Annotated in this window: 17 protein-coding genes and 1 tRNA gene; 9 read left to right on the top strand and 9 right to left on the bottom strand. The window is 59.1% G+C overall.

Translation table 11 applies throughout. From position 1 onward, the window contains the following. Window positions 1-374: 374 nt before the first annotated feature. The gene (locus AC3WVQ_RS12475) at window positions 375-1,115 is read right to left on the bottom strand and encodes an SIMPL domain-containing protein (RefSeq protein ID WP_034803426.1); all 741 of its coding nucleotides are present in this window, start codon (window positions 1,113-1,115) and stop codon (window positions 375-377) included. A 259-nt stretch (window positions 1,116-1,374) separates the two neighbouring features. Here AC3WVQ_RS12475 and AC3WVQ_RS12470 point away from each other — a divergent pair. Next, a tRNA-Ile gene (locus tag AC3WVQ_RS12470) sits at window positions 1,375-1,450 on the top strand. 10 nt (window positions 1,451-1,460) lie between these two features. On the opposite strand, the gene AC3WVQ_RS12465 is transcribed toward AC3WVQ_RS12470, so the two are convergent. From AC3WVQ_RS12465 to AC3WVQ_RS12445, 5 genes are all read right to left on the bottom strand, one after another. Continuing rightward, a complete protein-coding gene (locus AC3WVQ_RS12465) occupies window positions 1,461-2,684 on the bottom strand; it encodes a tyrosine-type recombinase/integrase (RefSeq protein WP_492382787.1) in 1,224 nt (407 codons plus the stop codon). A gap of 227 nt (window positions 2,685-2,911) precedes the next feature. Continuing rightward, the gene (locus AC3WVQ_RS12460; protein ID WP_492382786.1) at window positions 2,912-3,295 is read right to left on the bottom strand and encodes a hypothetical protein; all 384 of its coding nucleotides are present in this window, start codon (window positions 3,293-3,295) and stop codon (window positions 2,912-2,914) included. After that, window positions 3,292-4,005 (bottom strand): hypothetical protein, encoded by a 714-nt coding sequence (locus AC3WVQ_RS12455; protein WP_492382785.1) that lies wholly within the window; start codon window positions 4,003-4,005, stop codon window positions 3,292-3,294. Before AC3WVQ_RS12455 ends, AC3WVQ_RS12460 begins: the two co-directional genes overlap by 4 nt. Window positions 4,006-4,061: 56 nt before the next feature. Then, window positions 4,062-4,802 (bottom strand): Rha family transcriptional regulator, encoded by a 741-nt coding sequence (locus AC3WVQ_RS12450; protein ID WP_492382784.1) that lies wholly within the window; start codon window positions 4,800-4,802, stop codon window positions 4,062-4,064. An 89-nt stretch (window positions 4,803-4,891) separates the two neighbouring features. After that, on the bottom strand, window positions 4,892-5,041 hold the full coding sequence (locus AC3WVQ_RS12445; RefSeq protein WP_492382926.1) for an Arc family DNA-binding protein: 150 nt from the start codon (window positions 5,039-5,041) through the stop codon (window positions 4,892-4,894). A gap of 139 nt (window positions 5,042-5,180) precedes the next feature. On the opposite strand from AC3WVQ_RS12445, the gene AC3WVQ_RS12440 reads away from it, so the two are divergent. Beyond that, complete coding sequence (locus AC3WVQ_RS12440) at window positions 5,181-5,705, top strand: Arc family DNA-binding protein (protein WP_492382783.1); 525 nt, start codon at window positions 5,181-5,183, stop codon at window positions 5,703-5,705. Window positions 5,706-5,783: 78 nt separating this feature from the next. On the opposite strand, the gene AC3WVQ_RS12435 is transcribed toward AC3WVQ_RS12440, so the two are convergent. Then, complete coding sequence (locus tag AC3WVQ_RS12435; protein ID WP_492382782.1) at window positions 5,784-5,978, bottom strand: hypothetical protein; 195 nt, start codon at window positions 5,976-5,978, stop codon at window positions 5,784-5,786. A 109-nt stretch (window positions 5,979-6,087) separates the two neighbouring features. Between AC3WVQ_RS12435 and AC3WVQ_RS12430 the strand changes: the two genes are divergently transcribed. Further along, entirely contained in the window at window positions 6,088-6,573 is a 486-nt protein-coding gene (locus tag AC3WVQ_RS12430) for a hypothetical protein (RefSeq protein ID WP_492382781.1), read from the top strand. A gap of 17 nt (window positions 6,574-6,590) precedes the next feature. On the opposite strand, the gene AC3WVQ_RS12425 is transcribed toward AC3WVQ_RS12430, so the two are convergent. Together AC3WVQ_RS12425 and AC3WVQ_RS12420 are read right to left on the bottom strand one after the other, a co-directional pair. Beyond that, window positions 6,591-7,544: a hypothetical protein gene (locus tag AC3WVQ_RS12425; protein WP_492382780.1), complete on the bottom strand. Its 954-nt coding sequence runs from the start codon at window positions 7,542-7,544 to the stop codon at window positions 6,591-6,593. 79 nt (window positions 7,545-7,623) lie between these two features. Further along, window positions 7,624-8,226, bottom strand: coding sequence for a helix-turn-helix transcriptional regulator (locus tag AC3WVQ_RS12420; protein ID WP_492382779.1), 603 nt, complete (start codon window positions 8,224-8,226; stop codon window positions 7,624-7,626). Between the two features lie 96 nt (window positions 8,227-8,322). Here AC3WVQ_RS12420 and AC3WVQ_RS12415 point away from each other — a divergent pair, with 96 nt between their 5' ends. Genes AC3WVQ_RS12415 through AC3WVQ_RS12390 form a run of 6 tightly spaced genes read left to right on the top strand, consistent with a single transcriptional unit; the run spans window position 8,323 to window position 12,163 of the window. Then, the gene (locus tag AC3WVQ_RS12415) at window positions 8,323-8,577 is read left to right on the top strand and encodes a helix-turn-helix domain-containing protein (RefSeq protein WP_492382778.1); all 255 of its coding nucleotides are present in this window, start codon (window positions 8,323-8,325) and stop codon (window positions 8,575-8,577) included. Next, window positions 8,574-8,888 (top strand): hypothetical protein, encoded by a 315-nt coding sequence (locus AC3WVQ_RS12410; RefSeq protein ID WP_492382777.1) that lies wholly within the window; start codon window positions 8,574-8,576, stop codon window positions 8,886-8,888. Before AC3WVQ_RS12415 ends, AC3WVQ_RS12410 begins: the two co-directional genes overlap by 4 nt. Continuing rightward, window positions 8,885-10,333 (top strand): replicative DNA helicase, encoded by a 1,449-nt coding sequence (locus AC3WVQ_RS12405; RefSeq protein ID WP_492382776.1) that lies wholly within the window; start codon window positions 8,885-8,887, stop codon window positions 10,331-10,333. The genes AC3WVQ_RS12410 and AC3WVQ_RS12405 overlap by 4 nt, the downstream gene beginning before the upstream one ends. After that, on the top strand, window positions 10,333-11,295 hold the full coding sequence (locus tag AC3WVQ_RS12400) for a DUF1376 domain-containing protein (RefSeq protein ID WP_492382775.1): 963 nt from the start codon (window positions 10,333-10,335) through the stop codon (window positions 11,293-11,295). The genes AC3WVQ_RS12405 and AC3WVQ_RS12400 overlap by 1 nt, the downstream gene beginning before the upstream one ends. Then, window positions 11,292-11,582 (top strand): hypothetical protein, encoded by a 291-nt coding sequence (locus tag AC3WVQ_RS12395; RefSeq protein WP_492382774.1) that lies wholly within the window; start codon window positions 11,292-11,294, stop codon window positions 11,580-11,582. The genes AC3WVQ_RS12400 and AC3WVQ_RS12395 overlap by 4 nt, the downstream gene beginning before the upstream one ends. Continuing rightward, window positions 11,579-12,163 (top strand): DUF6456 domain-containing protein, encoded by a 585-nt coding sequence (locus AC3WVQ_RS12390; RefSeq protein ID WP_492382773.1) that lies wholly within the window; start codon window positions 11,579-11,581, stop codon window positions 12,161-12,163. Before AC3WVQ_RS12395 ends, AC3WVQ_RS12390 begins: the two co-directional genes overlap by 4 nt. Window positions 12,164-12,178: the final 15 nt, after the last annotated feature.

Raw genomic sequence — 12,178 nt, 5'->3', positions numbered from 1 at the left:
AACACCTGCCAAGGATCTCCTCGACCGAACACTCGGGACCAACGATCCATGCGATGTGGCTGGAGGTCCGCTTTAGCGGCGAGGATGACGAGGACGTGAAGGCGAGGGCGACGCTAGGCGGAGATCGCGGAGCGGTCGCGGGCGATGCCGCAGGGCGAGGGACGGCAGCAAATCGCGCGCGGGAAGCGATGTCAAAGCAGGTGCCGGCAAATTTAAGCCTGGAGGTCGGACGGCGTTCAGCGCCGGGCCCAGTCTTAGTCGAGTGCATCGCGATCACCAGCGCCCAAAAGAAAAGCCCCCGGCACCGATCCTTGGCACCAGGGGCGTTCGATCGTTGAGCGCCCGCGCTTGGCCGCGGGCGTTGCTGACAAGCCTTACTGCTTGATTTCGAAGGTCACGTTGACCGTCACGTTGTAGCTGTTTTCGCCGGTTGCGACCGGAACGGCGTCGGCGGCATATTCCTTGGCCATGCCGGCGCGCATCATCGGCACCGGCTCGGGGCGGAAGCCCTGCTCGGAGATGTTGACGATCTTGCCGACCGAGACGCCGGCCGCTTCGGCCAGCACCTTGGCCTTCTCAACCGCGTCGGCAACGGCTGCCTTGCGCGCTTCGGTGATCACGGCTTCCGGCTTGTCGTTGGTGAACTGTACGCCGCCACCTTGGTTGACGCCGAGCGAAACCGACTTGTCGATCACTTCGCCGAGCTTGGCGAGATCGCGAACGCGGACGCTGACGCCGTTCGTCACCTGGTAGCCGATCAGCTCCGGCGCGCGGTTGCTGCCGTCGGTGTTGGTCGGGTAGCTGTATTGCGGGTTGAGCATGAAGCCGCTCGTCTGCAGGTCGCGATCGGCAATGCCACCGTCCTTCAGCGCCTTCAGCACTTCGGCCATGGTCTTGTTGTTGGCGTCCAGCGCTTCACGCGCGGTCTTGCCATCCTTGACGACGCTCAGCTGCAGGACTGCCATGTCCGGCGCGGTCGTCGCGCGGCCTTCGCCGGCAACGACGATGGTGGCCTTGTCCTTGTCCGTCTCCTGCGCCTGAGCGGCGGCAACGCCAGCAAAAGCTGCAGCGAAGGCGGCGATCGAAAGCGTGCGGGCAGTGCGTGTGGAAATCATCTTCAATGTCTCTCCGGTTGTTCCGTCCCAAGCGTCTTCTTGGCTATCGATTGTGTGAGCATTGCGGCAATGGCTTGTCCGCAAAAAGGTTTTCCGCTAGAGCCTTGGCCACCCGCAAACTGCCATTGGTTCGCGGGCCTGGATCACGACGGTGCCACGCCTCGTTCAGAAGCGCAAAGGCCACCGTAGCACTTAAAGTTGCTGCCCCGTGTCTTATCCCTGGACCGTTACGGTTTAAGGACAGGAGCGGATCCAGAGTGGGCCTGTAGCTCAATGGTTAGAGCCGGCGGCTCATAACCGCTTGGTTGGGGGTTCGAGTCCCTCCGGGCCCACCAATACCTCCTTTCAGGTATTGATTTTATTGGATTTTTTGACTGTTTTTGTCCCACTTTCTTCGACCCCTTGAGGCGGTGGGACAACTTTGTCGTCGTTTTGTTCCAGGGCGAGGTGTTGGATGCCAGCAGCTGCCAGCTTCCGACGGTTCGCCTTTGCGGTGTAAAGAGTGGACTGCTGCTTCGTGGTCCAGCCGTAGATCGCCATCAATTGATCGTCTGTCGCGCCGTTCTCGGCGGCGATGGTGGCGCCGGCTTTCCTGAGGCCATGCAGCGAGCAATGGAACAGTCCTGCCTCATCGCACCACTTGCGAAAGCGATTCCCGAACCCGTCGTCTGTGAACGGAGCACCGTACTCGGTCGTCAGCCAGGTCATGTTTCCGACTGGTGACGATTTCAGAGTTTGCGAGAGGCCGGGTAGCAGAGGTATTTCGACCATTACCCCAGACGAGCCTGCGGTCTTCCCCGGTCGAAGAGCGATCCATCCATTTTGAAGGTGCTGGCGCCCGAGAATCACGAGGTCGCCGCGCCTCATCCCGGTGAACAGCGCGAGGTGGAGGGCAAGCCGTGCCTTGCTGCCGGGCGGATGTACTGCTTCGTACTGGCGGACCTCGGCAATCGACCAGGTGTGGAAACCGTCGCCCGACTTCTTCCGTTTGATGCCTGCGCAGGGGTTCGTACGCGCAACCTCATTCTCGATCGCCCAGGCGAACATTGCAGACAGAGCTTTGACGACATTGTTCCTGGCGCCGATCGTTTGGCGCAACTCGTCCCTAATCTCGGTCACATGCCGTCGCTCCATGAGGGCGAAGGGCAAATCCCCGCGCTTCTTCGGCGTCTTCCCCGCTGTTTTGCTCTCGCAGATTTCCTCGAGCATGCGCACGCGCCGGCTCATAAGGTCGTCTGATACGGTGCCGTGTGCTCGTCGCTTGTATTCTACGAGGAGCCAGCGAAGCGATCCGGCCTTAGCTTCGTCGGAAACAGGCGCCGGTGGTTTCTTCTCGTCAGGCTTCACCCATTTGATGCCCAGGCGGGCCGCTGCGACCTCTTTCTCGAACAGCTGCGTGCCGGGTGTTTCCGTCAGGCGTACCTTTGGTCGCCCGCTGGTGCGAAAATAATATCTGACATTGCCGTGTCGATCCCAGTCGGGAGACACGCCTTTAGGAAGCTTGTTTTCGGTCTTTGGGGGCTTGCTAGTCATGATCCCAAGGATTGCTCCCTGATTCGTCTTCGTCAACTGGATCCACAACCGGACCGTGACGCGGGAGCTTGCGGAACGCCTCGGCAATTTCCGCAACGTCATAGACGAGGCGTCCCGCGGAAGCGATTCGCGGTCGTGGCATACGTCCCGCCGCGATCATCTTGTCAAACGTGCTCACTGAGACGCCGACCAGCTCGGCGGCCTGTTCCCGGTTGATGCCGAAGGGAGGAAGAGAAGCGGGGAGAGTGGCGCCGGGCCGTATTCTAGCCATTTGGCACCTCCGGCACGATCAGCGACTTGAGAAAATGCTCTACGAGCCCAAGCGACATGGTGTCCTCTCCGGGCTCGGCCGCATACTCTTCGAGCTGCAGGGAGGTCAGCAGCGTGTAACGGGCGCCCACGGATCCATGAAGCACATAGAGCAGCTTCGCCTGCGCATCCGCGTGGGTCTGGCAGGGAAACTTGGCGAACCGTTGAAACTCGGCGATTTCTGCCTCTCCGGTTGTCCGTGCGGCGTCCTCGTCGATCGGCACGCATTGATCTTCGAACGACGCTTCGTCCGCAATGACGGCGTCGCGGTGCCGAAAGATCTGGTCTCGGACAGGGCTTCTGGCTGCCGTGATGGCATCCAACATAGCTTTGGTCATGAGCGGTTCTCTCCGAAATGCTCGGCACGCTGGGCGTGGAGCTCAAGCGCGAACTCGCCAATCTCTTTCAGGTTGCCGTCGACGCAGCCGGCGACGCGGTCGAGCATAAGGACCTCGTCGCGCGCATCCCAATCGTGCTCATTGATTGGCCTTGCGGCAGCCGCGGCATCGACGAGGCGCCGCCTGGACAAGACCGCGAACACCTCCAATGCTGCAAGGTATTTCCCGGCAGCATTAAACCCCTTATCGTTGCCGCAACGCGGCTGGCAGGAGATTCCTTCGAGCGAGTGGATGACAATCGTCAGCGCATCGTAGACGGCGGACCATCCGTCACTGCTGATGGCCGTCATATCGAAACTGAGGAGCTTTTCTGCCAAGATACGCTCGTCCCAGCTGTCGCGTCCTTCCAGGCTGTCGAAATAGGCCATCGCGCCGTTAAGAAGCGGCTCGACCATCGAGCCTGCGATATCGGAGTTGGCTACCTCGGCTTGGGCGAGCCGGAGCGCCTTCATGGCGCCGTGGAAGGTGAGGGCCTTGAGCTTGCCATCCATGATGGCCTCTATGGCCGCTTCGAACTCGGCCCCTACGGGCGTTCCCTCGATCGGCATGTTCGTTGCGTTGAGTACCTGCTCGGCGGCGATATAGCGGTCGATCGAGGGCAAGATGTCATTCGGCATGGCTTCGCCAGCGGCCGGATTCGCGTTCGGCATTGAAATTTCTCCAAAACTGTTCGTGAGGAGATCGGCGCCGGGCGCCGGTCCGCTGGCTATTGCGTGATTTGGAACTTCCCGACGATGTAAGGATGCGTCCAGAACCTCGGGCTGACCTGCTTGCATTCGCTCAGGAAGCGCTTGAAAATTGCCGAGACTTCCTTTTTAGCGAACCCGGAATAATGGGCGCCGTCGGCATCAACATGCGAGTTCCTGACAAGGCAACGGATTGTCGGGGCGAAAGGGCTGTCCCGCATGATCGTGTCGACCACTTTTTCAGAGAGACCGTGCTGAGACGACATGCGTTCGCGAACGCGCATGATCGATTCGCAATCACTCGGCATTTTGTCGAGGATGACGTGAGCCTGGGCCATCTTGTCGACCTTCGCGTCAATCGCCTGGATGGCGGCTGACTGCTGGGCCTGCAAGCGCTCCGCTTCGGCGGCAAGCCGGAATACCTCGGCGAACGCTTCAGCCGTCGTAGGGAGACGCGGTACGCTGTTTCGGTGCGCCTGCCAATAATCGACGAGGCGAGCTGTGAACTCGGGCGAGAGCTGCGCGACGACAACGTAGCTGTCGCGCTCGTTAACGAGATAGACCTCAACGGGGCGAGCGCCAGCCCCTTCATGCGAGGTTTCCACCGACGGTGTGAACCTAATGTGCTCTTTGTCTGCCAAGCGCTCAATCGTCCGCTTGACGCTGTCATGCCGAACGTCAAGCAGGTCCGCGATCTCGCGGCTCGACATATGGCCGGGTTTACCGCCACCTGGCGGCGTGTTACTCATCAATGCGTCCATCAGAACCTCCTTACGGGTGTGGACATCCTGTGTGGCAAGCCGACTGCAATCGGCTTCCGGTCATTACGGCGACGGGTAGGGCTGCAACCCTATTCAGTCGCCGTTTTGCGTTTCAGGTGCGGAACAGCCCGCTCCATGCGTTCCCGAATGCTTCGGATGACTTCGCTGTTCTGCGAACTCCCATTACGTTCGGCCTCATGCCTGATGAATGCCTTTAAGTCGGTGGGCAGCCGAACCATGAGCCCCATCTTTTCCGTCGTCTCTCGCATTCTTCACCTCACGTTAATGAATATATCGTTTTGATATCATCAGGAGTCAATCATCTAATATCGTTCCGATATCATTTTCCTCATATCGAAACGATAGTATGGATTACACATGGCCAAGACGACGAAAACGCCGAACGATGAACTCGATAAGTTCCTGCTGCGCATGCCTGAGGGGTTGCGTGAGACAGTAGCTGAGCACGCGCAGCAAGCTGGCCGATCGATGAATGCCGAAATGGTTGCACGCCTACAGGAGGCGTATGACGCGAAAAACGTACTGGTGAGACTGCGTCAGTCAGAACGTCGCTTGATGGCGACGATAGCCGATCTTTCTGCATCCAGGGCAGCGTTGATCCATGAGTTAAAGGCTGCCCGAGAGCAGGGCGTACGACCTGACAACACTCTATACGTACTTCTTGACGCGGATGGCCTACCAATCTCGTGGGCTGAAGTGATGACACACCTGCAAGAGATAGAGAGGAACGCAGCTGCGCCGATCGATAAAATCGATGCAACCGTTTTCGATGCACAGAAGGCATCGAGCGACGATAGAATCGATGAGTGGCTGAAGCTCCGCAATCACTACAGGGCGCTTCGAGGAACCCGTAAGACCAAGCCAGATACTGAAAACGAATGATCGAGCGTTGAGAGGCAATCTTGGTCCCAGCCCTTTTGACTGCTTGGACGAGGCGAACAGGAATGTCTTTTTTACCAGTCACGCTGCGGGCCTCCTCTGCTGCTGACCGGCCGGTGTCGGTGCTTGTTTGCTTTCTAGCCCAGCGTTGATCAGCTGCCGGATAGCTTCCGACCGACTGCCTATGCGTTCGCCGAACCGATAGGTGTCAATTCGTTGGAGCAAACTTCTCTCCATCACGAGCGGAACTCGTTGCTCCTTCGCTTCCTTCTTCATGCTGCGCTCCATTAAGTGATTAAGTTGCGCAAGAAAACGTTAACCACTGACTGATATTACGGTCAACGGTTTTCTTGCGTAACTTAATCAAACATGTGAAAATCCAAAAATGGCTAGACCGAAAAAGACCGACGGCGAAGTAAAAGACCAACGAGTGCCTCTCGTGATGGCGCCGTCTGAGCTTCAGGAGCTTGACGATTGGATGCACGAGAATCGGATTCGCTCGCGTGGCGAGGCGATCCGGCGCCTTTGCCAAGTGGGTATCCGGATTCCTGCTGAGATCGATGTTTTTCTTTCCAGCGCGAAAACGGCCTACGACCACTTCCACGAGGCCTTTGAGCAGTCTCGAGGCAAATCCGACGCCGAGCGGCTTGAAATCTATGAGGGCATGCTTGCGGCGGCCGGGCCGGACATGCTTCAGGCCGTGATTGACGCGACCATGCTTGCGGGCCTGTATCAGGCGGCCGCATCCGGAAACGATCTCACGGACGCCCTTAAAGAGCAGATCAAGGTAATGGACTCTACCATCGACTTGACCATGAAAAACTACCAGATCGGCGGACGAACCTTCCCTGATGATACGTCGACCGAGTGAGACGTCAGGATCTGCCATCACGCGGCGGACTCCTGCGCGGCGGGCACCGTGGCGCTCGCGATAGACCCGAGCACCAGGGCGAAATCCTCATCTTCGAGATGCGTGTATTCTTCCTTGCGGGCCTCGATCACCCATGAGGCGAGGGTTACAGCCTCGTCGAGCGTCCTGGGAACGAACGCGATGATGGCGCGGTCGATGCGCTTGACGGCGGCCGTCGTCGCCTGGGCGATGCTCAGGGCTTCGGCATAGCCGCTCTCTTGCTTAATGCGATCCGCCTCGGCCTGAAGTGTGGCTAGCTCGTTGACCTTAGCCTGAATAGCCTTGTCCCATTCGGCGACGTTCTTCTCTCGAATTGGGCCAGACTTCGGCACCATGAAGGTCATCCAGGCGTCGAAATCCTTCTGCATCTTCGTGCGAACCTGTTCGGCGCTGTGACCCCAAATGGGTTCTTCGATCGGGTTGCCCTCGTCGTCGTAGCCGTGGCGCAGCTTCCCGAGCTGGACCCGGACGAGGGGCAGGGCATCCATTGCGCCGCTGTCCTCAACGTCGCCGACCTTGTTCCAGGCGTCGAGGTCAAGCCGCATGGCTTCCTTGCGATGGTTCATCAGATCGAGGAGGGCGATACAGCTGCGGTTCGGGTGAGCCGTCTGAAGGTAGCCGAGCGCAGCCGCAATCATGCGGGGCACTGCCTGGGACGTCGCGAAATCCTTGGCTTCCTCCAGCGCGAAGCGCAAGGCATCGATCACGCCTCCCATCGTCTCAGCGGGACGATCCCATTCATCCAGGACGTCCATCGGCGCAGCGTACGTTGTGGCAATGACGGCTTCCTCGCCGCCATGGATGTCCCAGTCATCCTCCTTGATCGCGTTGAATGCGGCGACGCCGTTCCGATAGTCTCTGATCGCAGCAATGATAGGATCGGCGCTGGACGGCAAAGCTTCGCCGGCGGCTGGAACACACTGGTTCGCCATGGGTATCTCCATCGGTTAAGATGGAGTGAACTTAGCCGTATCGGCAAGTTGCAGTCAATAGATAACTAAGCCTAAACGGCTAGTTATCTTCTATCTCTTTGATTTTCGCGCCAGATAGTAGCGCAAACTGGTCAACATCGACGCTCTGGAACCTCTGGCCATTTGTTGAGCGGACATCAAATAGACTGCCGCCGAGGTGGTTTTCCACGACCGCGATCAGTGTGCGCCCGTCTCTAAGGGTAAGGCACCCAAGGCGACCCTCGGAGTTCGCGTATCCAGTTTCATGATAGGCTGTAAATCTCAGGACATCGCCGCGGTGGAAAAATGGCGCGAACGCGTCATCGGCGACGGCCACCCAGAAGCTCGCTTCGTTGTCTGCGTCCCCTGTTTCCAGGATGTATCGGCTCTCGATCCCCTTAACCGGGCGAACGGAAAAGCCATTCTGGACGACGCCTTCTAGCTCCACCCGCATTTTCAGATTCGGAGGGGAAAAGATTTCCGAAACCTCTACCCCCAGCGCTGAAGCCAGCTTCACGATCCAATCGGCCGTGAGTTGCATCTTCCCGCGTTCGAGCTTGGATATTGTAACGAAGTGAACGCCGAGGCGGTCGGCCAATTCTTGCTGGGTAATACCCTTGGCCTTGCGAGCTTCAGCCAATCTGTTCGATGAAATGTTTTCCATGAAGCCATTATGGCTTTGGATCTTTAATAAAAACATAACCGGAATGGCTAAATTTTAGTTGCGTCAAACTTGCCTATATGGCTAAATCGAGAGGCTATGAAAAAAACACCCCTCAATCCGAAAGACTGGCGTAAGGCGAACGGCTATTCCATGGCCTCTGTCGCCCGACTGCTAGGGATCGACGGCAAGAACCCTTCTCGGACTTGGCATCGATATGAAAACGGCGAGCGCGAGCCACCTCTCGCGCTGGTCTGCAAAATCGAAGAGATGAGCAATGGCCTGGTGCCGCCGTCATCGTGGGTGCGAGTGCGTGAGGCGTACTTTGCTCGCCAGAGTGAGGTGTCGGCATGAAGAACGTCATCCAGTTCCCCGTCGGCAAAGCGTCCACCGGCACCCCGGAAACGGTCTATCCGCACTTCGCCGGCTCCCCGATGAAACCGGGCATCCCTCGTGCACCTGCGCATACGCATGTGCGTGACGCACGCGAGGGGAGCGCCACCCCGATCGACGCCCGCACCGAACGCGAGCTGATGCTCTGGAATGCCTATGTGGCAGCGCTCACGCTCGCGAACCGGACGATGAAGTTCGAGGACGGGCGTGCAGCAGCCAAGGCCTTCCAAGCGTTCATGCAATTGTTCTGCTCGCCGGAGGCGACATCGTGACGGCGGGTCCGGTTGCAAACATTGATCTCTCCCAGCGCGGTTTTGTCATCGAATTGGAACAGGAGGTGCTGGGCGGCCTCTTGCTGACAGGGCAATTCGCTGCTGTCTCTGGCACGGTGCGTCCGGAACACTTCGTCGAGCCGCTGCATCGGCGCCTCTTTGAACTGATCCAGTTGGCGGCCGAACGCTACAAATCCTGCCGGTTGGATCTCGTTTACAAGTTGTTCTCTGCAGCGGAGATCAAGGCATGGAGCGACGCGCTCGATAACCCCCTGGCCACCTATCTGGCAGCGCTGACGTCCAACACGGTGCGCGGGGTTGCTGGGTTTCGAGACAGCATTCCCAATCTTATCCAGCAGTGGGCTCGCATCAGCGTCGGCGTTGAAGCCGAGCGGATAGCGGTTGCCGCCTCGGATGCGGGCATAGACCCGGCCGAACTGATCCGGTCGGCAACGCGCTCGCTCGACGAAGTCGGTTCGGGGCTTCGCGTGGGAGGAAAGGGCAAGACCCGATTTTCCATCTCGGAAGCGGCAGACACAGCGCTCGACGAGGTGCAACAGGCAATGAGCCGGGGAAGCGGCATCACCGGGATTACGTGGGGCCTGAATGACGTGAATGGTGCCACCGGCGGCCTGCATGGTGGGGAAATGGTAATTCTTGGCGCCAGGCCGTCCATGGGCAAAACAGCCGTCGGGCTTGGCATTGCCATCAAGGCCGCCAAGAGTGGAGCCGGCGTCGGTTTCCTCTCCCTCGAAATGGGCTCAAACCGCCTGGCGATGCGCGCGCTCACGGACATTGCCTATGACTGGAATATTCGGGTTCCTTACAGCGACCTGATTACAGGTCGGGTGGCAGAGAAGGACTTTGAGGCCATCATCGCGGCCAAGCAGGATCTGAACAGGCTGCCTCTATGGATCGAGGAGCAGGCTGGCATGTCCGTTTCGGACATCCGCGTCAAGGTCGAACATATGCAGGATGTGGCCGAGCGCGCCGGCAGCAAGATTGATGTCTTGATCGTCGATTATCTGCAGCTGATCGCCGCTTCCTCGCGGTACTCAGGCAACCGAACGAACGAGGTCGCCGAGATCTCATTCGGGCTCCGACAGATCGCTCGAGAGAATAACCTCGCCTTGGTCGCCCTGGCGCAACTTAGCCGCGGCGTCGAGAGCCGTGAAGACAAGCGGCCGATGCTTTCCGACCTTCGCGATTCCGGATCGCTGGAACAGGACGCCGACACCGTCGCCTTCCTCTTCCGTGAGGCCTACTACCTTGAGAAGGCGAAAGGGAAAGACCCGGACGCCGAGATCGAGCGGACCGAACGGCTGATCGACTGCCAGAACAAACTTGAATTCATCATCGCCAAGCAGCGCAACGGGGCGGTCAAGACGATCGACCTGTTCGTCGATATCGCCTGCTCAGCGGTCCGAAATGCAGCGAGGTTTTGATGTCGATCGGTGATCTGGATGTTCGTTGCCTGCCTTACATGCCGTTGCAGATCGAGCAGCTGCGCAAATCGAAAGCTTGGCTCCGCTGCCGTCGCCGGCCGGAGCTCGGTTTCTATCTCATGAATTTGTGGATGCGGGCGTGGCACGAGCTTCCTGCCGGCAGCATCGAGGATGACGATGACGTCTTGGCGGACGCGGCAATGTGCGACCCTAAGGCATGGGGTGAGCTTCGGCCGTTGCTTCTCGAAGGCTGGGAGGTCCGTGACGGCAGGGTCTATCACAGGACTGTAACAGAGCTTGCGACAGAGGCATTCGGCAAGCTCCGAAAGAACCAAAAGCGGACCGAGGCAGCCAGAGAGGCAGCCCAAAAAGCGGCTGATAAGAAGCGCGCGACCCCTGTCACCGAGTCTGTAACAGAGACCGTGACAGCGTCTGTGAGAGAGGTTGTTACTGGCCACGAAGGGAAGGGAAGGGAAGAGAATAAAGATTCTTCCTCATCGCCGCCTGATGGCGCGACGACGACTGATGCTCCGCTCCAAAGCAAAAAAGCTCTTCAGGACGAGTTCGATAAAGCATTCTGGCCAGCCTACCCCCGCAAAGTCGACAAGAAGGATGCCCTGAAGGCCTTCATGAAGGCGCGCAGTGTCGCGCCATTGGAAACCATCATGGCGGGCATTCGGATCTACGCGTTGGAAGTCCAGGGCAAGGAGGCGCAGTTCATTCGCCACGCCGCTCGTTGGCTCAACGCCGAGAGCTGGAACAACGGACCGCCGCAGTCTGCCGACGCGTCGGCGCCCCCCGATGATGATCTTTGGGTGAGGCGGCTCCGCCATGCGCGGGGCAAGTGCACGTGGTCAACGGCGAAGTGGGGCCCAGCGCCGAGAAAGCCGAATTGCATGGTGCCCGACCATCTCCTCGAACCGGGCGATGGGGTCAACTGGATCGAATGGGAGTTTGCATGAACGACAATAATTTTTCTGCCGACAACGTCATCGAGTTCCCGGAACTCGTCGGGGTCGAGATCTTCTCGGGTGTGGTGACGAGAAGCTCTACCGTCGATGCAAATGGTGCACACCTGGCACCGGTCGACGCTGGGACGCGGATGTACTTCGTCGATGTCATCGAGGCGGGTGGCGGCCGCATCTGCATGTGGAGCGGTACGGACATCATCAAGGCGCGCCGGGAGGCTGAAGAGTGCCTGGGAGAGTTCGGCGGCCGTATCCGCGTTCTGGCGGGAGACGCCGCATGAGCGAGCGTAGCGGGTCCCTTCAGAAGGCGAGAGCAACGAAGAAGGAGAAGCTCACGGTTGACTTGCTCGGCCTCGGGACGATGAAAGCGGTTGTCGAAGGCAAGATGGTCGATAACCCGCTGCACAACGTTGCCCACGAAGGCGAGACATGGAACCCGAAGAAAATCCGTGTCGCCGTCAACGTCAAGGAAAGCGCGCTTGTGGTGCTCGAGCAGCGAGGGTCGATCGACGATGCCCAGGTTAAGGCCGGCGAGCGGTTCCGCGCTATCTGGGAAGCGCTGGGTGGGAGCGGTACCGGCGCTTTCGACTATTCGCGGGAACCCGTCGATGGTGGCGGCGCTCGGGAGGCGCTTTCGGAACGGCAGATCGCGGCCGGCCAGGACCTGGCGGAAGCCCGTCGGGTTCTAGGGATTGGCTACGACGTCATGGTGAAGGTTGCCGGGGAGGGGCTGGGTATCTCCGAACTATCGGATAACCAGTCGAGACGTCGAGCCTATGCAGAATACCTAAAGGACGGCCTCACGGCCTTGGCTCGGCATTGGGGATATGAAAACCGTGGCAAATCCAGAATTGGGCGATAATCCGCTTGCCCGTGT

This window comes from Ensifer sp. EB106-05-01-XG146, from assembly GCF_058791875.1.
Note: the sequence above shows the minus strand (reverse complement) of the source record. Positions and strands in the feature narration are given on the sequence as shown.

Excerpts from the sequence above, each read along its gene's own strand:
- AC3WVQ_RS12475 (WP_034803426.1), bottom strand. The coding sequence starts at position 1,115 with ATGATTTCCACACGCACTGCCCGCACGCTTTCGATCGCCGCCTTCGCT.
- AC3WVQ_RS12460 (WP_492382786.1), bottom strand. The coding sequence starts at position 3,295 with ATGACCAAAGCTATGTTGGATGCCATCACGGCAGCCAGAAGCCCTGTC.
- AC3WVQ_RS12455 (WP_492382785.1), bottom strand. The coding sequence starts at position 4,005 with ATGCCGAACGCGAATCCGGCCGCTGGCGAAGCCATGCCGAATGACATC.
- AC3WVQ_RS12450 (WP_492382784.1), bottom strand. The coding sequence starts at position 4,802 with ATGGACGCATTGATGAGTAACACGCCGCCAGGTGGCGGTAAACCCGGC.
- AC3WVQ_RS12445 (WP_492382926.1), bottom strand. The coding sequence starts at position 5,041 with ATGGTTCGGCTGCCCACCGACTTAAAGGCATTCATCAGGCATGAGGCC.
- AC3WVQ_RS12440 (WP_492382783.1), top strand. The coding sequence starts at position 5,181 with ATGGCCAAGACGACGAAAACGCCGAACGATGAACTCGATAAGTTCCTG.
- AC3WVQ_RS12435 (WP_492382782.1), bottom strand. The coding sequence starts at position 5,978 with ATGAAGAAGGAAGCGAAGGAGCAACGAGTTCCGCTCGTGATGGAGAGA.
- AC3WVQ_RS12430 (WP_492382781.1), top strand. The coding sequence starts at position 6,088 with ATGGCTAGACCGAAAAAGACCGACGGCGAAGTAAAAGACCAACGAGTG.
- AC3WVQ_RS12425 (WP_492382780.1), bottom strand. The coding sequence starts at position 7,544 with ATGGCGAACCAGTGTGTTCCAGCCGCCGGCGAAGCTTTGCCGTCCAGC.
- AC3WVQ_RS12420 (WP_492382779.1), bottom strand. The coding sequence starts at position 8,226 with ATGGAAAACATTTCATCGAACAGATTGGCTGAAGCTCGCAAGGCCAAG.
- AC3WVQ_RS12415 (WP_492382778.1), top strand. The coding sequence starts at position 8,323 with ATGAAAAAAACACCCCTCAATCCGAAAGACTGGCGTAAGGCGAACGGC.
- AC3WVQ_RS12410 (WP_492382777.1), top strand. The coding sequence starts at position 8,574 with ATGAAGAACGTCATCCAGTTCCCCGTCGGCAAAGCGTCCACCGGCACC.
- AC3WVQ_RS12400 (WP_492382775.1), top strand. The coding sequence starts at position 10,333 with ATGTCGATCGGTGATCTGGATGTTCGTTGCCTGCCTTACATGCCGTTG.
- AC3WVQ_RS12395 (WP_492382774.1), top strand. The coding sequence starts at position 11,292 with ATGAACGACAATAATTTTTCTGCCGACAACGTCATCGAGTTCCCGGAA.
- AC3WVQ_RS12390 (WP_492382773.1), top strand. The coding sequence starts at position 11,579 with ATGAGCGAGCGTAGCGGGTCCCTTCAGAAGGCGAGAGCAACGAAGAAG.